Source organism: Nostoc sp. NMS8, from assembly GCF_017115045.1.
Lineage (GTDB): Bacteria > Cyanobacteriota > Cyanobacteriia > Cyanobacteriales > Nostocaceae > Nostoc.
Genome location: NZ_JABXKK010000082.1, coordinates 34,028 through 60,668 on the forward strand (window position 1 = coordinate 34,028; position 26,641 = coordinate 60,668).

Consider the following 26,641-nt stretch of genomic DNA (forward strand, 5'->3'; position numbering starts at 1 on the left):
AAACTAATGACTAATGACTAATGACTAAATTAGTAAGTTTCTACGTGCCAGCGATGGGCTTTTTTGAGTTGCTTCTGGTAATCACTCCAGGTTACGCCTTCTTTAGCAGCAGCAGTTGTTAAGGCTGCATCAATACCTTCTTCCATACCCCGCAAACCGCAGATGTAGGTGTGGGTTTTTTCATTTTTAATCAATTGCCACAATTCATCAGCATGTTCTGCTACGCGGTCTTGGATGTACATTCTACCGCCTTGGGGATTTTTTTGTTCGCGGCTGATGGCAGCAGTCAGACGGAAGTTATCAGGATATTTTTGTTGAATTTCTTCCAGTTCTTCCTTATATAAAAGGTTTGGAGTTGTTGGAACGCCAAATATTAGCCAAGAGAATCCTTTAAATTGGTATTCTGGGTTAGCTGCTCTTTCCGCATCTTTAAACTGACGCCACAGATAAGCCCGCATCGGCGCAATACCCGTTCCAGTTGCCAACATGATGACATTAGCTTCGGGATCTTCGGGTAATAACATTTCCTTACCCACAGGCCCGGTAATTTTTACCTCTTCCCCTGGCTTGAGGAAACACAGGTGCGTAGAGCAAACCCCATAGACTGTTTCGCTGGTTTCTGGGTGCTTGTACTCCAATTGGCGGACGCATAGTGATACTGTCTTATCATCCACATCATCGCCATGACGAGTTGAGGCAATGGAATAGAGTCTAAGTTTTTCTGGTTTGCCGTTCTTGTCTAATCCTGGTGGGATAATCCCAATACTTTGACCTTCTATATACTTCAAATCCCCGGCGGAAATGTCAAATTTAAGGTGTTGAACAATACCAATACCATCTTCTTTGACTAGCGGTTCATTAGATACTACCTTGCCAATAAACGGAGCATTGGGACGGTAAGTGTTAACAGGAACGTCACCGTGGTCTTTTTTGGCTTTCGCTTGAGTCATGGTGTTGCCTTTCTTGTCCTTGTTCTTGAGCTGTTCTTCAGCTGATGGTTTAGCGAAACCTTTGGCTTCACTATAAGTATTTACAGGTGTGGCTTTACCATTCCCTTCACTGTTAGCAGTTTCCCCAGATGTCGCTAACTCGCTGACTTCGCTTGTAGCATTCCCAAATGAGGCTTTACCATTAACTGGTTCTAAAGCAGTTACAGGCTGGATGCTAACAATTGTGCCGCCTAGACGAGTGATACGTCGCATTTCTTGATTCATCCGGTTGTAAGGCACTCTGATGAACACACTGCCACTTTTCCGAATTGGGTAGTTAGTTTGATCGGTTTCTTCACTCTGACGCAAACCCACTACTTCATAAAGGAAGATGCGGCTACCTAATTCTGTGTTGGCAGCACCCTCAACAGCACCTTGATTGTACATTCGCTCTACCACTCCGATAATTTACTTAACCGTTTTTCAAAAAAAAAACTATTCCCCTACCTTGCCAGCTTTAGTTTACCGGATTTTCGTTTCACAAAACTGGAGAAAGAGGGAAAAACGGCATCATTAAATTAATGCCTTGCTAAGTACACTCACCAAAGACATGCAGGCATAGCAAAAAACACACCTGTTCACCTTCTAAAGTAAAGGATAAGTCTTGGGGAGAATGTTAATAATGAGTCAATTTAATCTTTTTTTCGTTAACTACCACCCCCATTAGGGAGATAGCTTTTTACCTTACTACTCAAGAAGTAACTTACAATAGTAGATATTGTTGGAGGGGTGCTTTAATTAGAAAAAGCTACCGCTCTGTTTACTTACCTCCAAAAGTTGCCGTTGTGCTTGCCTATTTCAAGAGTTGAAATCGAAAAACCCAAATCCCGGAAGGTTTTCTCCCGATTTATTTTACTTCTCTAAATCTACTATTCTACCAGGATATTATTTAGCTATAATTCATAACCCTTCTATGGATAATTACATGGATAGGACAAATCTCACTACAGATATAACTATGATTTAAGCAACTATAATTAGTTTCACTTGATGTGAAAAATATGTCAACCTCTATCAGTACTTTGCCATAACACTGACACTTATATTTGAGCATAGCCATAAATTTACAGGCAATAAATTGACTAATGCAAGTTGTTGACTCATTCGTTAGATAGATTTTGGCTGTGAATAGCTCAAGCATTGTCAAGCCGGAATTACAATTTAGGAAGATCAAAAAACTCGCTGCGAGAGTAAATTCTACCTTATCTACTTGATTAGATAGAGTAACAAGTAGCAGAATGACAGCGCTGCAACACTTACGGCGATGGCGATCCCCATTTTTAAATTAACAACTAAATCAACAAAATCATTGATAAATCACGTTAATTCTTCTTGAAGGCAAATCTTGTATGGGATACCCCCTTCTGTTAAAATCAAATGTACCACTAGGATTAAATACTTACCGGCACCAACATTCAGGCTAGTCCGGCGAGTAGCAACTTATTATGTTGTCTACGCGTTTGGTGTCTTATAGATGTGCTAGGTAGCAAGAACGCAGGATAAACCAAAAGAGGTAAACTCCTGGCTTCGGAATCTGCTGTGTGAAAAATTATTGACACAACTTTAGTATTTTAGAGGAGATTTATGACAAGTAAGCCGGAACGCGTGGTACTGATTGGAGTAGCCGGAGACTCTGGATGCGGTAAGTCTACGTTTTTGCGTCGTTTGATTGATTTGTTTGGTGAAGATTTAATGACAGTCATCTGCTTGGATGATTATCACTCCCTGGATCGTAAACAGCGCAAAGAAACAGGGATAACGGCACTAGACCCCAGGGCGAACAATTTTGACTTGATGTATGAGCAAATTAAAGCGCTCAAAAGTGGTCAAGCTATTGATAAGCCGATTTACAACCACGAAACCGGCTTGATTGACCCGGCAGAGCGGGTAGAGCCGAATCACATTATAGTTGTTGAAGGACTGCATCCTTTATATGATGAGCGGGTGCGATCGCTAATCGACTTCAGTGTTTATTTTGACATTAGTGATGAAGTCAAAATTGCCTGGAAAATCCAGCGAGATATGGCTGAACGCGGTCATCGCTACGAAGATGTTTTAGCGCAAATCAATTCCCGCAAACCTGACTTTGAAAAGTTTATTGAGCCACAAAGAGAATTTGCCGATGTAGTTCTCCAAGTATTACCCACAAACTTGATCAAAAACGACACCGAGCGTAGAGTCTTAAGGGTACGTATGCTCCAGCGGGAAGGTAAGGAAGGCTTCGATCCAACCTATCTATTTGATGAAGGGTCAACAATTAATTGGACTCCTTGTGGACGCAAGCTGACCTGTTCTTACCCTGGTATGCAGTTGTACTACGGTTCAGATGTTTACTACGGCCGCTATGTCTCAGTACTAGAGGTTGATGGTCAATTTGACAACTTAGAAGAAGTAATTTACATCGAAACCCATCTCAGCAATACATCCACCAAATATCAGGGTGAATTGACTCACTTGTTACTCCAGCACCGTGAGTATCCAGGTTCCAATAATGGTACTGGTTTCTTCCAAGTGCTTACAGGTTTGAAGATGCGTGCTGCCTATGAGCGTTTGACAGCTACAGAAGCAAAGTTAGCGGTTCAGGTTTAAAGCAGCAGTGTTTGTGTCAAAGTTTGTGGGGACGCTTCCGGGTGTCCCCCTTTTTTTTGTGTTATTAAATACATTTTTCCTAAAAAATAATCATCATATATTTATATTATTTACGGATATTTACCTTATGGTTAGCGGTTTTTATCAATATCAAAAAGATACTAACGACTGAAGTATAAATATTGTTATGATTTCATAAATTAGTAGTTGAACTAAATACTCATAATTTAGTCAACGAAAAAACTCTCGATGGAGGAATTTCCTTTGTCTCGTCGATATTTATTTACCTCCGAGTCAGTCACCGAAGGTCATCCAGATAAAATTTGCGATCAGATTTCTGATACTATTCTGGATGCTCTATTGACACAAGACCCCAGCAGCCGTGTTGCTGCTGAAGTAGTAGTTAACACTGGTTTGGTGCTAATCACTGGTGAAATAACCACCAAAGCCAATGTGAATTTCGTCAATCTCGCCCGCAAAAAAATTGCCGAAATTGGCTATACCAATGCCGATAATGGCTTTTCTGCCAATAGCACCAGTATTCTGGTAGCTTTAGACGAACAATCACCTGATATTGCTCAAGGCGTTAACACCGCCCACGAAACCCGCGAGCAAGATAGTGATGAACAATTTGACAAAATTGGTGCGGGCGATCAAGGTATAATGTTCGGTTTCGCTAGCAACGAAACACCAGAACTGACACCATTGCCCATCAGTCTCGCACACCGCATTGCCCGTCGATTGGCAGCAGTCCGCAAAACGGGTGAATTGCCATACCTGCGTCCTGACGGCAAAACCCAAGTAACTGTAGCTTACGAAGATGGACGCCCAGTAGGTATTGATACTATTCTGATTTCTACCCAACATGCAGCTACTATTGGGGAAATCACAGATGAGGCGGCTGTACAAGCCAAAATTAAACAAGACCTCTGGTCAGCAGTGGTCGAACCTGTTTTTGGCGATATTGACATTAAGCCTAACGATCAGACACGTTTTTTAGTCAACCCCACTGGCAAATTTGTCGTTGGTGGCCCTCAGGGAGATTCTGGTCTGACAGGACGGAAAATAATCGTTGATACCTACGGTGGTTATTCACGACATGGTGGTGGCGCTTTTTCTGGTAAAGACCCCACGAAGGTAGACCGTTCTGCTGCTTATGCGGCTCGCTATGTGGCAAAAAATATTGTCGCCGCCGGATTGGCAGACAAAGTTGAAATCCAGCTATCCTATGCGATTGGCGTAGCACGACCAACAAGTATCCTAGTGGATACCTTTGGTACTGGCAAAGTGGATGAAGAAACCTTACTGGAATTAATCGACAAGCACTTTGAACTCCGTCCAGCGGGGATTATCCATACTTTCAACTTACGCAACTTACCAAGTGAACGAGGCGGACGTTTTTATCAGGACGTCGCGGCTTACGGTCATTTTGGGCGGGCTGATTTAGACTTGCCTTGGGAACAGACCGATAAGGCCGAATTGTTGAAGCAAGCAGTAAAGGATTCACTTTCGGCAGTAGTTGCTCAAGCTGTGACTTAGACTTATACGCTACTGCAAAAACTTAGTTTATCTACGTGAGGGTATTGGCAACTTGACAAGTTACCGATGCCCTCATTTTTTTACTAGCCGACTGCATTAGCGTAGGCACAGTGCGTCGTAGACAACTACATGGCGCTTTAAAGCTCTAATTTTTCTTTAACTACTGTCTCATCTCTAAAGCCAACCAGTACGGCTGTTCCATCTTTCACAAAAAGCGGACGCTTAAGCAGCATTGCATCAAGAGCGAATGCATCAATCCACTGTCGATCAGTCCAAGTCTTTTTTTGTTCTCCTAAAGCGCGGTAGGATTGACCGGAGGTATTTCGCATGGCAGCAGAACCCAGAGACTTTACCCAGTTTTGGATCTGGTCACGGGTAGGTGAAGTATCTTTGGTGTTGATGAACTCATAGTCAATACTGTTAGCTTGGAGCCACGTCAAAGCTTTTTTGCAGGTGCCACAGTTGGGGATGCCGTAGACTTCAAGAGACATAAACAGTTAAGCAACGATTTCTATATATTACATAACTGGTGTAACTTCTGTGACTAATGCTCTATCTTTGGATTTCTATTATAAATATTTATTACCGATGGCGATCGCATACTAAGTTTTCATACTTTCGTCGCCACTACACGCACTAACTTAATCACAAAAAGAAACCCTCTCTGCTTTTGTCATAGTAAAGTGATTACAAGACAGAGGGGTTTCATTTATCTTAATATTTCTGTAGAGGCAGGTTTTAAGGATAATTCTGGCAAAAACTAGTTTATTTGATTTAAGACCCGCCAAGACTGAATGTTGTGTTGATTTTAACCTGTCAACTTAGTTGAGCCTATTTCCAATCGGGAATCTCGGCATCTTCACCACCAATCCCGATTCCAGTATTAAATACTTCTGCGTCGGTCAGGTTGAGATCGTTCATTGATGCTTGATACACATTAGAATCGTGAATTGTAGCGCGAGTAAAATTTACTCCGTTGAGATTGACTTGCTTCAAATTCACATTAGTTACATAAGCAGATGTTAGGTTAGCACCTGCCAAGTTTGCACCAGTTAAGTCAGCACCTTCGAGGTTAGCTCCTACAAGGTTTGCTCCTTGCAGTTTCGAGCCTCTCAAGTCAGCACCAATTAAATGAGCGCCACTGAGGTTAGCTCCTGATAGATCGCACTTAACACATTCCCCAGTTGAAAGCAGCTTTTGTAAATCCTGTGGATTCTCGGCTCTAACCGAGCTAGCGAAAAATAGGGGTGTTGCTAAGGCCATGGCCGCTAATAGCTGGAGTTTCATAATTTTTCCCCCTTAATAATCAAGTTGCGTCCGTTCTGTCCCTCACAACTCTATTATCTCACTAAACTTCGTGAGGTCAATCTATCTTGTGACAATCTATCTCCTGACAGGTTTGTTGCGATCTGAAACAGGAATATAAAGTAATGTCACAAACACCATTAATTCTGATTTATGGCGATTTTACCTGATAATTCCTCAAAAAAAGCCAGTATTAAATCACTATTAAATCTTTTGAAAAGCTGGATTTACTCACCATAGCTGGTTTTATAAGTATTTATACTTTATCAATTGATGGTTGAGCTTAATTCCTCAGAAATTCTCGCATATACTGATTAACCAATTCAGGCTGTTCTTGCTGCACCCAATGGCCACAATTAGGAATGTACTTGATTTGAAAATCCCTGACATAAGCTGCGGTGTTGTAAGTTAGTTCCTTGCCGAGTGCAGTGTCATTTTCTCCCCAAATCATCAGCGTTGGCACTTCCAGAATGCCCCAATTTGGATTTAGCATTCTCTGCTGAAAAATATTGCGGTAATAGTTCAGCATTGCTGTCAGGGCACCGCGTTTTGCCGCAGCATTTTTATATGCGTCAATATCGGCTTGCGTGAAAGCACTCTTGTTAACTGCTGTACCTTTAAAAGCTGTTTCAATAGCTTGGTAGTCGGAAGATTGTAAAAGTAATTCTGGTATCCACGGTAGTTGAAAGAGGAAGATGTAATTGCTACGTAGCAACTGTTGGGGAGTGCGTAACCCTTGAGCAAATTTCGCAGGATGAGGCAGGTTAAGGATAATTAATCGCTCTACCATTTCGGGGTGAGTGTATGCAAAATTCCAAGCGATCGCACCTCCCCAATCATGTCCAGCTAAAACACATTTTTGGTATCCTAAGCCTTTAATTACTCCTGCTACATCTTTGATAAATTCATCCATTACATAAGCTGATTGCTCATTTGGTTTATCACTATCGTTGTAGCCACGCAAATCAATGGCAACTACTTTAAAATCTTGAGCAAATTCAAGTATTTGATGCCGCCAAGAGTACCAAAATTCAGGAAACCCATGCAGCATCAACATCAAGGGGCCTTCACCTTGGGTAACGTAGTGTAGCTTCACCCCATTAGTAGTTATATATTCGTGTTTCCAAGAAGTTTCTATTAGAAACATAATCAATCCCAATTCAGCATTATAAAACACTAAATAATATATTACTTAATAAGTTTAATATGATTTTTAGGAACCTCACATCTATTAAAAGACAGTATTACAATAGTGATTTATTACAAAATAATTAAACAATTTGCCCTGGGATAGATGTGAATCGCGGGTAAATTTTGGTAAAAGTAGATATAATTATTCTCCAACTACCATGACACAACAGTTGACAAACCATGCTTCATTGTGGGTTGAGCGACTGGGACGATTTGGCTATGTTTCCAAGGGAGTAGTTTACGGTATAGTTGGACTACTGGCAGCACAGGCGGCTTTTGGCAGGGGTGGTAAAACAACTGATACCCAAGGCGCTCTGCAAACAATTGTCAACCAGCCATTTGGAAAATTTTTGCTGGCTTTAGTTGCAACTGGCTTGATTGGATACGTAATCTGGCGTTTTGTGCAGGCAATTAAAGACCCAGAAAATAAAGGTAACGATGCCAAAGGTTTAGCAGTGCGAATTGGTTACGCAGTTAATGGCTTGATTTATGCAAGTTTAGCCTTAAGTGCTGTGCAAATCGTTATGGGTACAGGCAGTGGTAAAAATAGTAGTGATTCTACTGAAGATTCGACAGCACGGTTGCTTTCTCAACCCTTTGGTGAGTGGTTAGTTGGAACTGTGGGGGTGTTTGTAATTGCTCTAGGTTTCTATCAGTTTTATCAAGCTTTTAGTGGGAAATTTCGTAAAGAACTCAATTTAACAGAATTAAGCAACACACAAGCCCAATGGGTAATGAGGATTTCCAGATTTGGTTTAGCGGCACGGGGTATAGTATTTTGTATTATCGGTTGGTTTTTAATTGAAGCTGCAAAACAATCGAATGCCGCTACCGCCGAAGGTTTGGATGAAGTATTACAGACGCTAGCGCAACAGCCTAACGGAGCATGGCTTTTGGGTATTGTGGCACTAGGTTTGGTTGCCTATGCCATTTACACAATAATACAGGCGCGGTATCGTCGGGTAGTGAATGTTTAGATGGTGCAGTGCCGAGAATTTTAATTTATAGAAATGGCAATAATAGAAACCCGTGGTATCTGGCTGACCACTACTGATAGTAAAGTTCTCAGGTCAAAGGAACGCATTGCTGAGGCGATGGATTTCTTGGCCGAGACAGGATTTAATGTGGTGTTTCCCGTTGTTTGGAACAAGGCAGTAACTTTGTATCCCAGTCAGACAATGCAGCAGACTTTTGGAGTTGAAATTGACCCGATGTTTGTAGGCCGAGACCCTTTAGAAGAAGTGATAATTGAGGCGCGGCGAGTTGGGTTGAAAGTTATTCCTTGGTTTGAATACGGTTTTGCCAGTTCCTACAATTTAAATGGTGGTGTACTTTTACAGAAAAAACCGGAATGGGCGGCGCGTGATTATAACGGCAATTTATTGAAGAAAAACGGCTTTGAGTGGTTGAATGCACTCGACCCACAGGTGCAGGAATTTTTATTGAACTTGGTGCTGGAAGTTGCGAATAATTATGATGTGGATGGTGTTCAAGGTGACGATCGCTTCCCGGCATTACCTTCTGAAGGTGGGTATGATGAGGGAACTATCAGTCGTTATCGCCAGAAATTTAATTGCAATCCACCACAGAACCCCAAGGATAGGCAATGGTTACAGTGGCGTGCAGATATTCTGACTGAATTTTTGGCGCGTCTCTATCGGGAGGTGAAAGCGGTGAATTCTAATTTGCTGGTAGCGATCGCACCTAATATCTATGATTGGGCATTCCAGGAATATCTGCAAGACTCACCCACCTGGCTGAATCGAGGAATAGTTGATATGATTCAGCCGCAGATTTATCGCCGTGACTTTGGGAGTTACCGTGCGATCGCTGATAAACTGGTAAACCAGCAGTTCACAGATGCGACACTGCCCAGGTTAGCACCGGGAATACTGATGAAACTTGGTAGTTATTGTATTAGTCCAGAATATCTGGTGCAAGCAATTGAATACAATCGCCAACTTGGTATTCAAGGAGAGGTATTCTTTTTTTACGAAGGTTTGCGCGAAAATAACAATACCCTAGCTAAAGTTTTGCGAAATGGCCCCTATGCTAAGTCTGCATCATTTCCTACTCTGTCAGATTTGAGTGCGGGTGGTGTGATTAACAAGAGGACATCTTCAATTTGGCAAAGGTTATTAAAAAAGATTTTTTAAGGGAAAATGCGCGTGGAATCTCAATTCTCGGTGGAACAGGTAATTAAAACTTTAAAAGAGGATTTACCAACACTTTTTGAAAAAGATATTTCATATCAGATTTATACAGATGATATCTACTTTAAAGACCCGGTAAATACATTTAAATATAAATTTAACTATCGTATTATCTTTTGGACTTTGCGATTTCACGCTCGGCTATTTTTTACCGAAATTTGCTTTGATGTGCATGAAGTATCTCAGTCATCCGAAGACACGATTTTAGCTAAGTGGACAGTGCGGGGAGTGTTGCGCGTTCCTTGGAAAGCAAGGTTGCTTTTTAATGGCTATTCAACATATAAACTCAACCAAGATAATTTGATATACGAGCATATTGACACATGGGATCGCAAACCAGGGGAGATTTTACGGCAGTTTTGGCAAAGAGGAGGGGAGAGATAATTAGCTGTTAGATATTCATTCTTGAGACTAAGAATAATTAAGATTGAAATAGGTTGTTAAATTTAGTTTAAATAAGCTCTTACTCTTAACTGAAAGAATGATAAGCGAGGCAAACTTATTTATTTGTTGATTTTGTTAAACCAATAATGTTTTCCCACCAATTGATTGATGATATAAAGTCATTAGCTGGCTAGCATTTAAAGTTTCTACGGCATAAGCTTTTCCTGTTAAGTCGCTGAATTCTACTTCAAAAACTTCAGGTTCATATTCTTCTACAATCGTTCCTACTTGACCGCGATGCAATCCCAATTCTGGTAAGTCTTCGGTTAGGGCAACTACATCTAATAATTTCATTAGTATTACCTCATTGCTTAGATTATATAACAGCTAACTAGGCGGGGGAAGCCTTCATTATTACGCACTATCCAAACACTTTGAATAATTGCTTGTTTATCTGAGCGATTCAGGGGAAAATCAATGATATATTTTTGACCGTATTGATTACTTTTACCAGGGATAGCATCATAATTTACTACTGCTTGTAAAAGTATGGCTTGTAATTCTTCTGCATCATCTAAATTTAAGTCTAGTGCAGATTTAAATACACGGGCTTTGTGTTTTCCCTCTGGATGTTCTGGGTTGAGACAGTAACCCGCAATTTTATCTATTTCAACGATAGCGCATTCAGGGTTAGGAAGTTTCATAATACGTTTGCTATAACCTTTGACTTATCCATACTGCAATTCAACAGTTAAATAAAAATCAAATAGTCTCAAACTAGGGATAAAATTTAGAGATAAGATGGTTTAGTTTTATATAATCCACCCTACTTTGAAAAGACTAAGATTTCACCGCTGGATACTGTTTCAAAACCTGCTTTAAATATTGCCCAGTATAAGACCTGGGATTTTTTGCAACTTCCTCTGGTGTACCCACAGCAATCAATTCTCCGCCTTTGTCGCCACCTTCTGGCCCCAAATCTATCACCCAGTCAGAACAACGAATTACATCTAAATTGTGTTCAATTACTAAAATTGAATTTCCTTTATCCACCAATCTTTGCAACACATCTAACAATTTGTGGACATCGTAAAAAGATAACCCTGTTGTCGGTTCATCTATTAAATAAAGTGTCTTCCCTGTGGCGCGTCGAGATAGTTCGGTTGCTAATTTTACCCGTTGCGCTTCACCACCTGATAAGGTAGTCGCAGGTTGTCCTAGTTGGACATAACCCAAGCCGACATCAAATAAAGTTTGCAAACGCGCGATAGCTTTGGGAATATTCTGGAAAAAGTCTAAGCTTTCCTCAACTGTCATTCTCAGAACATCAGAGATTGACTTATCTTTATACTTCACCTGCAAAGTCTCGCGGTTATACCTTGCACCTTTACAAATTTCGCATTGTACGTAAACATCCGGGAGAAAGTTCATTTCAATCACATTCACACCCTGTCCGCTACAAGCTTCGCAACGTCCACCTTTAACGTTAAAAGAAAATTGTCCAGGTTTATAACCCCTAGCTTTGGCTTCGACTGTTTGAGAAAATACATCTCGAATGGCATCGAAAATTCCTGTGTAAGTTGCAGGGTTAGAACGTGGTGTGCGTCCAATGGGTGATTGATCGATCACGATCGCTTTATCAATCGCGTTTAATCCCTGAATTTTATCCAAATGTCTGGGTAAGGGAACTTTCTTAGTTAAATGGTGTTGCAGAGATGGATATAGTAATTCGTTAATTAGGGTAGATTTGCCAGAACCAGACACACCAGTAATGGAGACGAGTTTACCTAATGGAATGTCTACATCTATATTTTGTAAATTGTTACGATGAGCATTTTGAATTCCCAAACTGCGCCCATTTCCTTCTCGGCGTGCTGCTGGCGTGGTAATTACTCGTCTTCCTGATAAATATGCACCCGTCAAGGAATCCTCTGCTGCTAATAATGCCTGAAAATCACCTTGGGCGATTATATTTCCGCCGTGAATTCCAGCACCGGGGCCAATATCAACTATGTAGTTAGCTGCGCGAATTGTTTCTTCATCGTGTTCAACGACAATTAACGTATTACCCAAATCTCGCAATTTAGTTAAAGTTTTCAGCAACCTACCATTATCTCGTTGATGCAAACCAATACTCGGTTCATCTAAAACGTAGAGAACTCCTGTTAAACCAGAACCAATTTGCGTGGCTAGACGAATTCGTTGGGCTTCGCCACCAGAAAGCGTCATGGCGGGACGGTCAAGGGTGAGATAATCTAAACCTACATCCAACAAAAATTGTAATCTTGCTTTGATTTCTCGCAGAACTAAATCAGCAATTTGTAACTGGCGATCGCTCAACTTAAATTGCTCAATTCTCTCCCGACAATCCCGAATTGATACGGTAGTCAATTCTAAAATTCCATATTGTCCCAACTTCACCGCCAAGGCTTCCGGTTTTAACCGTTTTCCCAGACAAACTTCACACGGTTGATCGATTAAATACTGCTCTAATTTTTGCTTAACTAATTCCGAACCACCCTCATATTGCCGTTGCAAAATTGGAATAGCACCTTTAAAACTCTGCTTTCTTTGTGCAACTGCTGCTCGTTCATCTTTCTCTCCAAACAAAATAATTTGCTGCTGTTCTTCTGTCAGCTTGCTCCAATTTGTCTGTAACTCAAATCCATAAATTTGTCCTACACTATAGAGTAATTCCAAATAATAAGAATTATCTTTTTCTGACCAAGGTGCGATCGCAGCATAAACTGGCGCTTCCCAGTCGGGTACGATCAAGTCTGGCGCAAATCTCCTTAAAGTCCCAATTCCATGACAGTGTGGACAAGCACCATAAGGCGAGTTAAAGGAGAACAATCGCGGTGATAATTCCTCCATTACCGCGCCATGTTCTGGACAGGCAAAATTTTCCGAAAATACTAATTCTTCTTCTTTTTCTTGTCCGTCGTCACCAAGCAGACTCACCAGAATGGCCGCAATCCCACCCGATTGCTTGAGACACGTAGACAGGGAATCAACCAAACGCTCCTGGATATCAGCCTTTTTCACCAAGCGGTCAATTACCACTTCGATGGTGTGGGTAAAGTTTTTATCCAATTCAATGGAATCTGACAGTTCGCGGATCTCGCCATTGATCCGCACGCGGACAAAACCTTGGGATGCCAGACTTGACAAAAGCTTACGGTGTGTGCCTTTCTTCCCTCGAACAACGGGTGCAAGGATTTGGAAGCGGGTGCGATCTGGTAATTCCATGATGCGATCGCACATCTCATCGATTGTCTGGGGTGCAATACAGCGATCGCATATTGGACAATGGGGTTCGCCAGCCCGACCAAACAACAGCCGCAAATAGTCGTAAATCTCTGTCACCGTACCGACAGTGGAACGGGGGTTATGAGACGTTGATTTTTGGTCAATGGAAATTGCTGGACTTAAGCCTTCAATGGCTTCCACATCCGGCTTATCCAGTTGTCCTAAAAATTGCCGGGCGTAGGCGCTGAGGGATTCGACATAGCGACGTTGCCCTTCAGCGAAAATCGTATCAAAGGCTAGGGAAGACTTACCAGAACCAGAAACGCCAGTGAATACGATTAGGCGATCGCGTGGCAATTCCAAGTCAATATTTTTCAGATTATGCTGCCTAGCACCCCGAATCCGAATGGTATTCTGGCTGTTGTGGCTGGGGTTGGGGAGATGTCCATTCAAGGATGCTGCTAGCTGTTGGTCTGACATATTGGGCGGCGAAGAAGGAGTTTCTTATGAAACAGTCCTTAATAATACTATCTTTAATTGGTTTATTGTAGAACAATAGTACTGTTTTAGTTAGTTATCGTTCCAGATTCATGCCGCAGACATACTTAAGAGTCTGCTAATTTGGAAACATCTCGATTCAATATCCTTCTGAGGGTGAATCTATGGTATCGGAAATCCAACCGCAGACGGAACGCGATCGCTTTAACCATTACCGAGATGAACTTTTTGATGTCCATTTAACGCGTCACGGAAGTTCCTACTCTCAAGGTAAACAAGCTAGTTCACTTAAGAACCGCTATGTTATATGCTTGAATAAATCACGTTAACTCTATAATAATAGATATCTTAAGTAACTTTGACAACGGAACTAGAAGGCTTTGTAATAAATAAATATGCCTTAGCACTACACACTACCACACCTGAATTAGGTTTGGCAATTAGTGATTTTGCTGGTGAAACTCGCTCCCAAATTTGGAATTTGGGGCGTGATTTATCCAGCTTAGTACATCAATATTTGATTGAATTTGTCAAACCGCAAACTTGGGCAGATTTGTCTTTTATTGCAGTTGCAAAAGGCCCTGGTGGTTTTACAGGCACTCGGATTGGTGTTGTTACTGCTCGGACTTTAGGGCAACAGTTAAATATTCCTGTATTTGCAATTTCAACTTTGGCTGCGGTAGCTTGGTCAGAAGCAGGCAAAAGTCCAAATTCAAAAACTATTGCTGTGGAGATGCCAGCACAACGAGGTCAAATTTTTGCTGGTATTTATGAGTTTGAGCCAGATGTTTCTAAGCTAAAAGTGTGTTTACCAGATAAAGTGTTTACGCCAGAAGCATGGCAGGAAACTTTAGCGAATTGGCACACTAATTATCAGTTGATTCAAGCTCAATCTGGATTAGCAGAGACGGTGACAAGTATTTTGCAATTAGCTAATCTCGATTGGCAAGAGGGTAAATTTCCTAATTGGTCAGAGGCTTTGCCATATTATGGGCAGCATCCAGTACAAGATGCCTAATGAATGCTTCAAACTAGTTATCTAATGACTAATTTATTCACTAAACTACAAGAAGCGATCACCTCACAGTGCATAAATCCCAAATTAAAATAGCCACAACCAAACTGGGAGAGTAACCAGCAATCCTATAGCCCCAGCAGCTAAGGCTGTAACTGCCAGATCGCGATCGAGATTGAATGTCTCAGCAATTACCAGTGTGGCGAAAGCTGGAGGCATAGCCATTTGTAGCACGATGATCTTTGCGATCGGCCCAGTTAATCCAAATAGTGGTAAAAAACTGCCCAATATCAAGGGAACTAGCAGCATTTTGATTCCCAAGCTCATCCCTGCTTGTGGTAGGCTACGCCAAGATTTGAGCAGCGCCAGTCGCATTCCAATTAACATCAAAGATAAAGCTACACTACTCCAAGCAAATTTCTCTAACCAGAATTCCGCGACAGTGGGAATTGTCACCTGTCGAAACAGCAAGCCAAATCCGAAACCCCACAGGGCAGGATTAATTAAGATAGCCCTAACAATCTGCCAATGATTCTGGGCACCACCGCCAAAACGCGCTGCTAGCAACACACCAAAGGCATAAGTTCCAGGGAAGGAACCTAACAAATCGTAAAATAGCGCCCAAGCAAAGTATTCCTTGCCTACTATTGCTAAGGTAATGGGAAAACCAAGATAACCTGTATTACCCAACATTGCCGCTAATATCAAGCTAGCCTGAGTTGGTGCTTGGTAGACAGTATTTTTAAAATATGCTTGTCCTTTAATCCCCAACCAAGCTAAAGATGCTCCGAGTAAAATGGCTAGGTAAGCGAAGGCAGGTGCAATCCAAACTTGCCCTGACAAGCTAGATTGACGCAAAAACGATACTATGCTTATAGGTACTCCCACCCAAAATAGGAACTGTCCCAAATGTGTAGGAACTGTCACAGGTAGTTTGCGTCCCAGAATAAAACCTACCAGGACTAATCCTCCCAGCTTGACGTATAGTTCTAAAAGGTTTGTCAAGATTGCGCCTAAAAACCACAGATGTAAAATGCTACCTGTTACGTCTACTTTTGTCCAGTGCAAAATCTGTTATGGCTATCCCACAAAAACAGGAGTTTACCTTTGAATAAGGCAGGGTTTTCTGGAGAACCGCAAAACTCATCAAATGACCTTGGTGATGATATTCCAGTGGCAGTACGCGATACCCCTGATGCAACACCGAAAATTTGGTTGCAACCCCGAATTGTGCTGATTGGGGGAGTAACAGGATTTATCCTGCTGGTTTTAATTAGCAGTTTTTTGTTTTTTGTCACTGCACCCAAAAAAACCGCCGATTCTCAAGCTTTACCAGCTACTTTTGCTCCTACAATTCCAACTCCCGCACCATCTAATAATTCCAGCGATACTGTGTTAGGGCACTTTCCCTACCCAGAAGCGCCTGAGTCAGAACTAGTAACCATCTCCGCAAATAGGGGCATTAAAATGCGAAAAGGTGCTGCCCAAAAATTTGAGGAGATGGTAGCAGCAGCGCGGAGTGCAGGAGTAATTTTAGTACCAATTTCTGGTTTTCGCTCAGTCAAAGATCAGGAGCAGTTGTTTTTTGGTGTCGGTGCCCAACGAAATCAAACGCCAGCAGAACGAGCTGCCCTCAGCGCTCCTCCTGGTCATAGCGAACATCACACAGGTTATGCTGTGGATATTGGAGATGGAGCAGTGCCAGCAACTAATCTCCAAACCAACTTTGACAATACCAAGGCTTATCGGTGGATGCAAGCAAATGCCGCGCGTTTCAGCTTTGAAATGTCTTTTCCCAAAGATAATATTCAAGGTGTGAGTTATGAGCCTTGGCACTGGCGTTTTGTAGGCGATCGCAATAGCTTAGAAATGTTCTACAAAGCCAGAAATTTGAAACCCGCTAAGATATCCCCATAGAAGTTATGCGATTTTAGATTTTAGATTTTAGATTTTTCCTTCAATCCAAAATTCAAAATCTAAAATTGGCTGAGTCAGAAGTAATTGGTTTTACTTACTTCCTCTGCTCTAATGGAGGCTGAAGCACTACTTCCCTAAGCGCTGGACAGTAATATTCAGGAATTTTTTTAGCGATCGCAATCCCCTGCCTCCTAATCTCCAGTACCATGTCCTGAACTCTGAGTTTTCGCTTCTGATGGAGCAGACTGAGTTTTTTGATACTTACCTGGATACTTATGTTGAAAATAAGCTTCCAGCACTTGTAAAACCATCGGCCCACAAATAGTACCGCCATGCTCGCCGGAGTTTTCCCCAAAAGCCACAACCACAATTTCCGGCTTATTAGTGGGGGCATAAGCGCCAAACCAAGTATGATTTGGGCGACCAACACCGGCTTCAGCAGTGCCACTCTTTCCAGATGCCGGGGGAATTGTGGGCACATTCAAGCTCTTACCAGTACCCTCACTTACCACCCTCCGCAGTCCGTCGCGCAGAACTTTGATGGTTTCCGATTTCATATCTAAGGATTCTCGCCAGCTTTTTGCTTCTTCATTATCTTTAAGCAAATGCGGCTTAACTCGATACCCACCATTCGCAGGGACAGCAAACATAATCGCCGATTGTAGGGGTGTCACTTGCAAAGCGCCTTGACCAATTGACATATTAATCGTGTCGCCAACAGTCCAAGGTGTCTTCAAAACTTTCTGCTTCCATATTTCATCTGGAACCAAACCTTTTGATTCTTCGCCCTGAAATTCAATGCCAGTTTTTTGACCAAACCCGTATTTGCGGCTCCATTCGATTAAAGTTGGGCCACCGACTTTTCTACCAACTTGATAGAAGAAAGTATCACTACTCATAGCGATCGCTCTGGGAAATCCCAATGGACCGAATCCGGCGTGGTTCCACTCACCAAATGTCACTCCACCAACAGTCAGGGAACCAAAGGTCTGTAATATTGAGTCTGGAGAAAATTCACCTGATTCCAATCCAGCTGTCGTAGTCACAATTTTGAACGTACTGGCGGGAGGAAAGGCACTCAGGGCACGATTTACCAAAGGATGATCTTTACCTTGCACGCTTTCCCAATCTTTCTGGGAGAGTTTTTGTTTGGAGAAGATATTTGGGTCAAAGGTGGGGTAAGATACCATTGCTAAAATCGCACCATTCTTCGGATCAATTGCTGCGATCGCACCTCGTTGATTTCCCAAAGCTTTTTCGGCTGCCTTTTGCACATCTAAATCTATAGTTAGGTGCAAATCGTTACCAGCTTTTGCCTGTTTCTCGCCAATAACCCGGATTGGTCTACCAGCACCATCTACTTCCACCTGCTGACCGCCCCATTCGCCCCGTAGAACTTTCTCATAAGCTTTTTCTACGCCCATCTGACCAATTACATCTCCCAGTCGATAGCCTTGCTCCTTTTTGTCCTTTAACTGGTCGGCGGTTAACTCTCGCGTATAACCTAGTACATGCGCCAATTGCTTGCCGTGGGGATAATAACGCACCGAGTCTGTATTAATTTCCACTTCTGGGAGTTCATTCTTGTACTCCTTTAATGCCGTGATTTCTGCTTCATTTAGATCGCGGGCAACCCGAATGAGTGAAGAAGAATTAGCACCTGCTTGTTCTAATTTTTTTTCCATCTCATCTTGCGGAATGTTGAGAATTTGCGCTAAACGCGGGCCGACTACAGACCAGGAAGGTTTAGTATGTGCCATCGGCCACAAATATACAGAGCTAGGATAGCGAGTACTGGCTAAAAGTTTGCCATTCCGGTCAAAAATATTGCCCCGTTCTGGTTGTTTAAGAATCATCCGAATTCGGTTCGCTTCGGCTCTTTCTCGGAGTTTTGACCCTTCAACAATTTGCAAATATGCCAAACGCGTCCCAATCCCAGCCGTCATTAATAGGGTAAATACGATTAAAAATATTGATTGCAAACCACGTCCAACTGTACGGGTATCTTTTTTGCTGCCAAGTGATGGGAATAAAGACATAAGTATCAATTACAAAATTCAAAATTTAAAATGAATAAACGCAATTTTAGCGAGGCTTTTAGAAATTGTTAATACACAGTTTTAATGCTTATTAGCTTCATCAAAGACTATCTAAGTATTAGCACGAGTATATACAATTAAGCTGATACTGTGATACCAAGGATGAAATAATCCGGCCAGTATATTCTTAAACAATAGTTTTTGGCGGATACAATGAACCAAGGTGTCAAATCTAGTCTGCCCAATAGACTAGATAAAGTGACAAAATAACGTAAATCACGGCATTCTACTGAAGATTATGGCTCAAATTGTCATGCAGAATCAGAGGGGGATAACAAGTTTTCAGCCACTTGATGTTGAACTGCGTAACGTCTTCAAGTTTTTTAACCAAGAACCAGCAGTAAATGGAATCGACTTGGATGTTAGACAAGGAGAATTTTTTAGTATTTTAGGCCCCTCCGGTTGTGGTAAAACAACAACACTGCGCTTAATTGCTGGGTTTGAAATCGCTGACGCTGGTAAGGTGCTGATTCAGGGTCAGTCTATGACTAATGTGCCGCCTTACCGCCGACCCGTCAATACTGTATTTCAAAGTTACGCTTTATTTAACCACCTGAATGTCTGGAATAACATCGCCTTTGGACTGCGGTTAAAAAAAATACCCAAATCGAAAATTGAATCTAGAGTCCAAGAAGCTTTAAAACTCGTGAAAATGGAAAGTTTGCGATCGCGCTTTCCCAATCAACTTTCTGGTGGTCAACAGCAGCGAGTTGCTTTAGCCAGGGCTTTAGTCAACCGCCCCACCGTTGTATTGTTAGATGAACCTTTAGGGGCGTTAGATTTAAAGCTACGTAAGGAAATGCAGGTTGAGTTATCAAATTTACATAAAGACTTGGGATTGACCTTTGTGATGGTGACACACGACCAAGAAGAAGCATTATCTTTGAGCGATCGCATTGCTGTGATGAATCAGGGCAAAATTGAACAAGTTGGTACTCCCAGCCAAATTTACGAACGTCCCTGCACGTCTTTTGTTGCTGATTTTATTGGCGATACTAATTTATTCAGTGGTGAAATTGTCGCGGTAGACTCTAGCAATGTGCAAATTTCGACTAAAACAGGACTATCAATTGTCATTAGCCGCACTGAAGATACACCAACCGAATTATCACAAGCTGTAGTCGTGAGTGTGCGTCCAGAAAAAATACAGCTTTCGCTTTATCCACCAAACTTGCCAGCTAACTGCTTTGAAGGACGGCTAATCAACGTTATGTATTTGGGTACACACGTTAATTATGTTGTGGAATTAACAAATAGCATTAGGATTCATGTGTTACAACCGAATACTTTGGGCGTTTTACCAGACCGTGATACACCTATTTATATTTGGTGGGCAGAAACCGATTGTTTAGCAATTAGTCAATAGTCAAACAATTTTGAATTTTAGATTTTAGATTTACCGGAGATTTATTTCACGTAGATTCTACGGGTGTACTTCCAATACGGTTTGGTTAAGGTTTTTTGATGAAAATTCTAAATCGCAAAGATGCGATGAATCGCCGTCTCTACCAAAGACTGATTATTGTAGAGACGGCGATTTATCGCGTCTCTTACCTTAACCGAAGCATATTGGGTGTACTTCTTCAGCAATCTGCCGCACTGGAATAGTAATTACAAACTCTGTACCTTGTCCTGGGGATGAATTGCATTGTATCGAACCGCTGTGTTTTTCTACGATAATTTGCCGAGCGATCGCCAGCCCCAATCCTGTCCCTTTACCCACAGATTTCGTAGTAAATAAGTGGTCAAATATTTTGTCTTTGACTTCTTCATTCATGCCATTAGCGTTATCAGCAATTTTTATTTCAACCTGATGATCTTTCAATGAAGTTTTGATTGTGATCTGGTGAGGGTTTTCTTTAATTTCTGCAAAACTCCGCCCAGTGTTCGACTCATCTAAAGCATCAATAGCATTAGCAAAAATATTCATGAATACTTGATTTAGTTGCCCAGGAAAACATTCAACTTTAGGTAAATTACCATATTCAGTTATCACTTCAATTGCTGGGCGTTGTTCATTTGGTTTGAGGCGATGCTTGAGAATTAAAATCGTACTATCAATACCTTCATGAATGTTGAATGGCACTTTGTAATCTTTATCTGCACGCGAGAAAGTTCTTAAACTAGTGCTGATATTTTTGAGGCGATCGCACGCCATCACCATTGAATCAATTGACTTTGGTAAATCTTCTAAACTATAATTTAAGTCAATTTCTTCTGCATGATCAATAATTTCAGCACTCGGATTGGGTAAACTTTGTTGATAAAGTTTCAAGTGTTGAACAACATCAGCAATAGTTGGTTTAGCTTGTTTGAGACTCGCAGCAATAAAACCCAAAGGATTATTCATTTCATGGGCGACACCAGCAACTAAATTACCCAGTGCAGACATTTTCTCACTTTGAACAATTTGTAATTGCGCTTGCTGTAAATCTTTTAAGACTATTCCGAGTGCTTGAGATTTTTCGGTTACTATTTTTTCAGCTTGTTTGCGAGCCGTAATATTAATAGTTGTCCCGACTACGCGATAAACTTTTCCCGTCTCATCTTTTAAGGGACTGAGTGTGGTTAATAACCAAATTTTCTGGTCATTAAATGTTAAACATTCTTCATAGGTAATGGGTATTCCAGTTTGGAAACAATGCAGATATTTTTGCTCGATTGCTGCACTTTCATCAGGAGCCATTACTTCTTGCGGACTTTTACCCAGCACTTGCGAAGCAGGTATACCAACCGTTAGTTCGCACGATTTACTCCATCCGGTGTACTCATACCTACCATTATCCCGGATATCAGTCACAAAGATGAGACAGCCCACACCTTCGTAAATACTACTGAGGAACTTGTCTCGCTCTTGGAGATGATTATATAATTGGGCATTTTCCAAAGCGATCGCCGCTTGAGTGCAAAGGAAATTGATCGCAGAAAGGCGATCGCTAGTAAATACCCCTTGAGTCAGTTGATTTTCTAGATAAATAATCCCTACCAAACGCCCTTGATTCATAATCGGGGTACATAATACACTCTGAGGTTGTGTTCGATACATGTATTCCCCAATCAACCCAATAATATCTGTTTTGCAATTGTCTATAACAACTGTTTTTTGAGTATTTTTGACGTAATTGATCGCTTTTACGGGAATATCTTGACAATCATCGAGTAATTGAGATTCCAGAATGGTTTGTATTTTCTCATGATTGATAAAGGTAATTGCCCTAACTTGCCAAATATCATCTTGGGGAAGAATTAACACAGCTTTTTTCGCACCGGAATTTTCTAAGATAATGCTAGTCAAGCTGGCAATGAGTTGATCTAATTCTAGAGAACTGGAGATAGTTTGAGCCGCTTTGAGGATTGAGGTAAAATCTAGGGCATTAGAAATACTGGTGTTGGTAGTAGTAGAAGCGCGATGAGATGAAGAAGTGCCAGAAGAAAAAGCGATAGTTTCTAAAGGATTGAAATTAATTTGTCGCTGTTGCAGAATTGGTTGCAGTAGTTGAGGATAGCGCTTTTCTAAGTCTTCTATTTTGGCTTTTGCACCCCAACGGGCATAACAGTAGTATGCTTCCTGCATATATGTTTGGGCGACTTTTTCTCTACCCCAGTCGAGATAGAATTTGGCAGCGAGTTCATTAGCGAGGGCTTCTTCTTGGAGATATTGGTTTTTTTGAGCGAGTTGAATAGCAAGATCGTAAAGTTCCATTGCATCTGTCTTCTGTCCGTAAACGCGATATTTTTCGGCTTCGACTAAATAATATTTATGCTGGAAGTTCATGGGAGCATGAGATGTCCATTGTTTCAGTTTTTGCTGATTTACAAGGACTCGCTGCTGCAATATTTCTTGTTTCTCTTCACAAGTATCAGGTAAGATAGCTAGCTGGGTTAATGAATCATAAAAATGGAAAATTGCTACCATGATACAGCCAGCTACCCCATCTAAATATTGTTGAGCATAGTCTGCCACTACAATAGCTTCATCCCATTCTTGGAATAGATAGCAAAGGATCAATTTATTGACGTACAGCGTACCAATGGCGTAAAGATCGTTAGCAGTTTGGTGCAAGGGCAGCATTTTGGCTTCATTATAAACTACGCCTTGAAATTGCCAAGGTAGATAACTTTGACTAACTGAAGTTGACCCTAAATTCAAAGTAGATTGATAGAAAATATTCAGATAGTTGTAAGCAACTTCCTGCTTAAGTTGAGCTAATGCTTGACTATAAGCTGCCATTTCTTTTTCTAAAACAGTTAGTTCTTTGCCTAAGAAAAAGGATAGAGAACAGTAATTATAAGCACAGTAAGCGGCATATTCTAAAGCACCCATTTCCAAACCACTCTGATATCCTTCCAAAAGAGGAACAAGAGATGTTTGAATGTGATATTTCCACGGCTTCACAAATGGATACACCATGTTAATCGTGCTAGCTTTAAATTCCTGACTCCGAGATTTTGCGAGGAGATCCAATGCCAATTCACCTGCCTGATTTCCTAACTCAATTTCCCCTGTGATACAAAGAATCACGCCATACCAAGCGTAAGCCAGTGTGGATACAGTCGCATTGCCTTGTTGAATCGATAAGCAAACCTGTTTACACACTATCATTGGCAACAGAGGCGGAACCGCTTGATAGATTGCTGCTGTCACTGCTGCCAGAATTCGGATGACTGCTAGGGCTTCAGGATCAGTCATTTCAGGCAATTTCAGCAATTCTTCTAACTGCTTTTCGTTCAAGAGTAACTGAGTTTCTTGTAAACTTTGATTAATCTCTGCTGGGCTAGGCTGGGTTGGAAATACAATTCCAAATAATTCCAGAACTGTGAGGGCGATTTTGATAGCTTCGGATTGTTTGCTCTGCGCCACATAGGCCAGAATTTTTACTTCGTAGACTTTAATAGTGTTTAGTAAGTTCTGAGCATTGTGCAACACATCATCCACAAGTTGCTCCATTAACTCAAAATCACCGCTCAAACAAGCAACTTCGGCAGCTAACTCATGTAAAGCTAAAGTTATTTCATAACAATGCTGCCAACTTTCTATAGTTAGCAGTTCAATACCTTGATTTAAATACTGCATTGCAGCTACATAAGCAGTTGAAGATTTTGCCTTTTGTCCAGCCGCAAAATTGAGCATTGCTAGTTCGGAACGCTCAGTTTGATTACTAATTAATGCGACTCCCTGATTCAACTGGTTAACAATTTCAAACAGTTTCTCGTCTCGCTCCTGTTCGGGTGTGGCATTAAGTAACCTTTGTCCAATTTTGAGATGCGTCAGTTGTTTTTGGTTTTCGGAAATAAGAGAATAGGCAGCTTGTTGTACTCGATCGTGCGAAAATCTATATTTAGCTAAATGTTTATTGTTATTTTTATTTTGACTTGCTAATTTTTCATTATTTTCCCCTTGATAAAGTTTATAAATATCGCTAATTGGTACAACCAACCCTTCTTGTAAAGCTTGCCATAAATCAGCAGATGTCTCGGTTTCAAGTTGTTCTGCAACAATAGCTAAAGTTACCAAATCAAACTGATTGCCAATACAAGCTGCTAACTGCAATATATTTTGAGTGGATGACGATAATTTTCGTAATTGCAAACCCATAAAGGCAACAATATCATCTGTAATCGATTGTTCATTGATTTGGGCAATATCACACTGCCAACACCCAGACTCAAAGTTAAATTGAATGAGATTCTCGTGATGCAATGCCTTGAGAAACTGGATAGCGAAAAATGGATTACCTTGAGTTTTCTGCAATACCAATTGAGAAAGAGGTAATGCCAAGTTTTCTGTACACTTAAGTGTCTCAGCAACTAATTGATTTACTTGCCCTTGACTAAGTGGTACTAAAGTAATCGTATTAATCGTAGCTGTTGTTTTTTGGATATCACTCAAAGTCAACATTAATGGGTGTGCTGGATTAACTTCGTTATTACGATAAGCACCAATTAAGAACAGATGCTTGGTATCAGTCATTAATAACTGCATTAACATTAACGATGCTGAATCAGCCCATTGCAAATCGTCTAAAAAAATTACTAATGGATGTTTGTCAATAGTAAAGACTTGAGTAAATTTCTGGAATAATAAATTAAATCGATTTTGTGCCGCGCTTCCTGATAATTCTGTAACGGGTGGTTGTTGACCAATGATTTTTTCTAATTCGGGGATGACTTCAATAATTACTTGTCCATTATCACCTAGAGCCGCTAAAATCTTATTTTTAAATTGTTGAATTTTAACATTGCTTTCTGTTAATAATTGCTCCATTAAATCTCGGAATGCTTGCACAAATGCACTGAAGGGAATATTCCGTTGATATTGGTCATATTTACCTTTAATAAAATAACCGCGTTGTTTGACAATTGGTTTATGAATTTCGTTAACGACAACGGTTTTACCAATACCTGAAAAACCAGCTACCAGCATCATTTCTGTTGCACCAAGGCTAACTCTTTCAAATGCTTGCAGTAGGGTTGATACTTCGGTTTCTCGTCCATAAAGTTTATCAGGAATGATGAAGCGATCGCACACATCCCGTTGTCCAATTTCAAAGCCTTGAATCTTACCATCAACTTGTAGCTGATGCAAACATTTTTCTAAATCAAACTTTAGTCCCGATGCACTTTGATATCTATCTTCGGCATTTTTTGCCATCAATTTCATCACGATATCTGACAAGATTTGCGGAATCTCTTCACCTTTGACTTCCCAAAGGGATGGTGGTATCTTTGCTAAATGACAATGTACTAATTCCATCGGGTCGTTTGATTGAAACGGTAAAACTCCAGTCAATAACTCGTAAAAAGTCACACCTAATGAATAGAAGTCAGTACGGTAGTCAATCCCCCGATTCATTCTGCCTGTTTGTTCAGGAGAAATATAACGAAGTGTCCCTTCTAACACATTGGGATTCATCAATGTTTGAGTTTCCCGTGGTAGTAGGGATGCAATACTAAAGTCAATTAATTTAACTTGTTTGGTTTTGGGATTAATTAAAATATTGGCGGGTTTGATATCTTTATGAATAATCCGCTCTCGATATAATATATCTAAGGTATTGCACAGTGCGATCGCAATCCGTAAAAACTCTTCACCAGACGCGCTATACCGCCCCTGCTCAGAGGTGAAATAATTTTTGAGAGAAATCCCGCCAAAATCTTCCATCACCAAGGCATAGCCATTCTGATAGGCTTGGAGGCTATAGGTTTGGACGATTAGCGGTGAGTTGAGATTTTTAGCAATGGTGTACTGATTGCGAAACGACAAGAGTTCACTGAAACTCGGATAAGGATTTTTCAGTAGTTTAATGACTACAGGTAATGAGTCGGTTTCTCGATACCCTCGATAAACTAGAGTTCTAGAACCATTGTAGAGTTCTTCACTTACCTTGTATCCGGGAATATTCACAGGATTACTAACCATACTGCTAAATCTTTAAGACTTCCAGATTTAGTGTTCCCAGAATATATAAGGTTATTGATAGATAAGGGACAGCGAGATGCTATGCGATCGCAACATGGCAGGTTATTCCGTTGAGAGAATGCCTCAATTCCCCAGCGATCGCCTCTGGATATTTCTTCGCTAGTCCCTACAAACAGGTGCAGGTACGAAATATATAGGGTTTCGAGGTTCAGAACAAAAAAACAAGCGATCGC

The 26,641-nt window shown here is 41.0% G+C and carries 19 protein-coding genes; 9 read left to right on the top strand and 10 right to left on the bottom strand.

Annotated features, from left to right (window positions below; all coding sequences use genetic code 11):
* Positions 1-29: 29 nt before the first annotated feature.
* Entirely contained in the window at positions 30-1,376 is a 1,347-nt protein-coding gene (petH, locus tag HWQ39_RS15175; protein ID WP_292846295.1) for a ferredoxin--NADP reductase, read from the bottom strand.
* A gap of 1,197 nt (positions 1,377-2,573) precedes the next feature.
* Here petH and HWQ39_RS15180 point away from each other — a divergent pair.
* Positions 2,574-3,578: a phosphoribulokinase gene (locus HWQ39_RS15180; RefSeq protein ID WP_292846298.1), complete on the top strand. Its 1,005-nt coding sequence runs from the start codon at positions 2,574-2,576 to the stop codon at positions 3,576-3,578.
* 264 nt (positions 3,579-3,842) lie between these two features.
* The gene (gene metK, locus HWQ39_RS15185; RefSeq protein WP_292846408.1) at positions 3,843-5,117 is read left to right on the top strand and encodes a methionine adenosyltransferase; all 1,275 of its coding nucleotides are present in this window, start codon (positions 3,843-3,845) and stop codon (positions 5,115-5,117) included.
* A 137-nt stretch (positions 5,118-5,254) separates the two neighbouring features.
* Here metK and HWQ39_RS15190 read toward each other — a convergent pair whose 3' ends face one another.
* From HWQ39_RS15190 to HWQ39_RS15200, 3 genes are all read right to left on the bottom strand, one after another.
* Complete coding sequence (locus HWQ39_RS15190) at positions 5,255-5,608, bottom strand: Spx/MgsR family RNA polymerase-binding regulatory protein (protein ID WP_292846301.1); 354 nt, start codon at positions 5,606-5,608, stop codon at positions 5,255-5,257.
* A gap of 340 nt (positions 5,609-5,948) precedes the next feature.
* The gene (locus HWQ39_RS15195; RefSeq protein ID WP_292846304.1) at positions 5,949-6,404 is read right to left on the bottom strand and encodes a pentapeptide repeat-containing protein; all 456 of its coding nucleotides are present in this window, start codon (positions 6,402-6,404) and stop codon (positions 5,949-5,951) included.
* 301 nt (positions 6,405-6,705) lie between these two features.
* Positions 6,706-7,569 carry an alpha/beta hydrolase gene (locus tag HWQ39_RS15200; protein ID WP_292846307.1) on the bottom strand — a complete coding sequence of 288 codons (864 nt, stop codon included), beginning with the start codon at positions 7,567-7,569 and terminating at the stop codon, positions 6,706-6,708.
* Positions 7,570-7,771: 202 nt separating this feature from the next.
* Between HWQ39_RS15200 and HWQ39_RS15205 the strand changes: the two genes are divergently transcribed.
* Genes HWQ39_RS15205 through HWQ39_RS15215 form a run of 3 tightly spaced genes read left to right on the top strand, consistent with a single transcriptional unit; the run spans position 7,772 to position 10,210 of the window.
* On the top strand, positions 7,772-8,590 hold the full coding sequence (locus HWQ39_RS15205; protein WP_292846310.1) for a DUF1206 domain-containing protein: 819 nt from the start codon (positions 7,772-7,774) through the stop codon (positions 8,588-8,590).
* Between the two features lie 33 nt (positions 8,591-8,623).
* Positions 8,624-9,769 carry a family 10 glycosylhydrolase gene (locus HWQ39_RS15210; protein ID WP_292846313.1) on the top strand — a complete coding sequence of 382 codons (1,146 nt, stop codon included), beginning with the start codon at positions 8,624-8,626 and terminating at the stop codon, positions 9,767-9,769.
* A 12-nt stretch (positions 9,770-9,781) separates the two neighbouring features.
* A complete protein-coding gene (locus HWQ39_RS15215; protein WP_292846316.1) occupies positions 9,782-10,210 on the top strand; it encodes a DUF2358 domain-containing protein in 429 nt (142 codons plus the stop codon).
* 135 nt (positions 10,211-10,345) lie between these two features.
* On the opposite strand, the gene HWQ39_RS15220 is transcribed toward HWQ39_RS15215, so the two are convergent.
* From HWQ39_RS15220 to uvrA, 3 genes are all read right to left on the bottom strand, one after another.
* Positions 10,346-10,564 (bottom strand): DUF4926 domain-containing protein, encoded by a 219-nt coding sequence (locus HWQ39_RS15220; RefSeq protein ID WP_292846318.1) that lies wholly within the window; start codon positions 10,562-10,564, stop codon positions 10,346-10,348.
* A gap of 17 nt (positions 10,565-10,581) precedes the next feature.
* Positions 10,582-10,914, bottom strand: a complete 333-nt coding sequence (locus HWQ39_RS15225) for a DUF6883 domain-containing protein (protein ID WP_292846320.1) — start codon at positions 10,912-10,914, stop codon at positions 10,582-10,584.
* 136 nt (positions 10,915-11,050) lie between these two features.
* On the bottom strand, positions 11,051-13,939 hold the full coding sequence (gene uvrA / locus HWQ39_RS15230; RefSeq protein ID WP_292846321.1) for an excinuclease ABC subunit UvrA: 2,889 nt from the start codon (positions 13,937-13,939) through the stop codon (positions 11,051-11,053).
* 182 nt (positions 13,940-14,121) lie between these two features.
* Between uvrA and HWQ39_RS15235 the strand changes: the two genes are divergently transcribed.
* Both HWQ39_RS15235 and tsaB read left to right on the top strand, forming a co-directional pair.
* Positions 14,122-14,286 (top strand): hypothetical protein, encoded by a 165-nt coding sequence (locus HWQ39_RS15235; protein WP_292846322.1) that lies wholly within the window; start codon positions 14,122-14,124, stop codon positions 14,284-14,286.
* Between the two features lie 29 nt (positions 14,287-14,315).
* Complete coding sequence (tsaB, locus tag HWQ39_RS15240) at positions 14,316-14,975, top strand: tRNA (adenosine(37)-N6)-threonylcarbamoyltransferase complex dimerization subunit type 1 TsaB (RefSeq protein ID WP_292846332.1); 660 nt, start codon at positions 14,316-14,318, stop codon at positions 14,973-14,975.
* A gap of 84 nt (positions 14,976-15,059) precedes the next feature.
* Here the strand turns inward: tsaB and HWQ39_RS15245 are convergent, their stop codons facing one another.
* A complete protein-coding gene (locus HWQ39_RS15245; RefSeq protein WP_292846411.1) occupies positions 15,060-15,977 on the bottom strand; it encodes an AEC family transporter in 918 nt (305 codons plus the stop codon).
* Between the two features lie 102 nt (positions 15,978-16,079).
* On the opposite strand from HWQ39_RS15245, the gene HWQ39_RS15250 reads away from it, so the two are divergent.
* Positions 16,080-16,889 carry a M15 family metallopeptidase gene (locus tag HWQ39_RS15250; RefSeq protein ID WP_292846334.1) on the top strand — a complete coding sequence of 270 codons (810 nt, stop codon included), beginning with the start codon at positions 16,080-16,082 and terminating at the stop codon, positions 16,887-16,889.
* A 191-nt stretch (positions 16,890-17,080) separates the two neighbouring features.
* Here HWQ39_RS15250 and mrdA read toward each other — a convergent pair whose 3' ends face one another.
* Positions 17,081-18,928: a penicillin-binding protein 2 gene (gene mrdA / locus HWQ39_RS15255; RefSeq protein ID WP_292846336.1), complete on the bottom strand. Its 1,848-nt coding sequence runs from the start codon at positions 18,926-18,928 to the stop codon at positions 17,081-17,083.
* Positions 18,929-19,226: 298 nt separating this feature from the next.
* Here mrdA and HWQ39_RS15260 point away from each other — a divergent pair, with 298 nt between their 5' ends.
* Positions 19,227-20,354 carry an ABC transporter ATP-binding protein gene (locus HWQ39_RS15260; RefSeq protein ID WP_292846338.1) on the top strand — a complete coding sequence of 376 codons (1,128 nt, stop codon included), beginning with the start codon at positions 19,227-19,229 and terminating at the stop codon, positions 20,352-20,354.
* 189 nt (positions 20,355-20,543) lie between these two features.
* Here HWQ39_RS15260 and HWQ39_RS15265 read toward each other — a convergent pair whose 3' ends face one another.
* On the bottom strand, positions 20,544-26,408 hold the full coding sequence (locus HWQ39_RS15265) for an AAA family ATPase (protein WP_292846340.1): 5,865 nt from the start codon (positions 26,406-26,408) through the stop codon (positions 20,544-20,546).
* Positions 26,409-26,641 lie beyond the last annotated feature (233 nt).

Coding starts and splice junctions, on each gene's coding strand:
- petH (WP_292846295.1), bottom strand. CDS start 1,376: ATGTACAATCAAGGTGCTGTTGAGGGTGCTGCCAACACAGAATTAGGT.
- HWQ39_RS15180 (WP_292846298.1), top strand. CDS start 2,574: ATGACAAGTAAGCCGGAACGCGTGGTACTGATTGGAGTAGCCGGAGAC.
- HWQ39_RS15190 (WP_292846301.1), bottom strand. CDS start 5,608: ATGTCTCTTGAAGTCTACGGCATCCCCAACTGTGGCACCTGCAAAAAA.
- HWQ39_RS15195 (WP_292846304.1), bottom strand. CDS start 6,404: ATGAAACTCCAGCTATTAGCGGCCATGGCCTTAGCAACACCCCTATTT.
- HWQ39_RS15200 (WP_292846307.1), bottom strand. CDS start 7,569: ATGTTTCTAATAGAAACTTCTTGGAAACACGAATATATAACTACTAAT.
- HWQ39_RS15205 (WP_292846310.1), top strand. CDS start 7,772: ATGACACAACAGTTGACAAACCATGCTTCATTGTGGGTTGAGCGACTG.
- HWQ39_RS15210 (WP_292846313.1), top strand. CDS start 8,624: ATGGCAATAATAGAAACCCGTGGTATCTGGCTGACCACTACTGATAGT.
- HWQ39_RS15220 (WP_292846318.1), bottom strand. CDS start 10,564: ATGAAATTATTAGATGTAGTTGCCCTAACCGAAGACTTACCAGAATTG.
- HWQ39_RS15225 (WP_292846320.1), bottom strand. CDS start 10,914: ATGAAACTTCCTAACCCTGAATGCGCTATCGTTGAAATAGATAAAATT.
- uvrA (WP_292846321.1), bottom strand. CDS start 13,939: ATGTCAGACCAACAGCTAGCAGCATCCTTGAATGGACATCTCCCCAAC.
- HWQ39_RS15235 (WP_292846322.1), top strand. CDS start 14,122: ATGGTATCGGAAATCCAACCGCAGACGGAACGCGATCGCTTTAACCAT.
- mrdA (WP_292846336.1), bottom strand. CDS start 18,928: ATGTCTTTATTCCCATCACTTGGCAGCAAAAAAGATACCCGTACAGTT.
- HWQ39_RS15260 (WP_292846338.1), top strand. CDS start 19,227: ATGGCTCAAATTGTCATGCAGAATCAGAGGGGGATAACAAGTTTTCAG.
- HWQ39_RS15265 (WP_292846340.1), bottom strand. CDS start 26,408: ATGGTTAGTAATCCTGTGAATATTCCCGGATACAAGGTAAGTGAAGAA.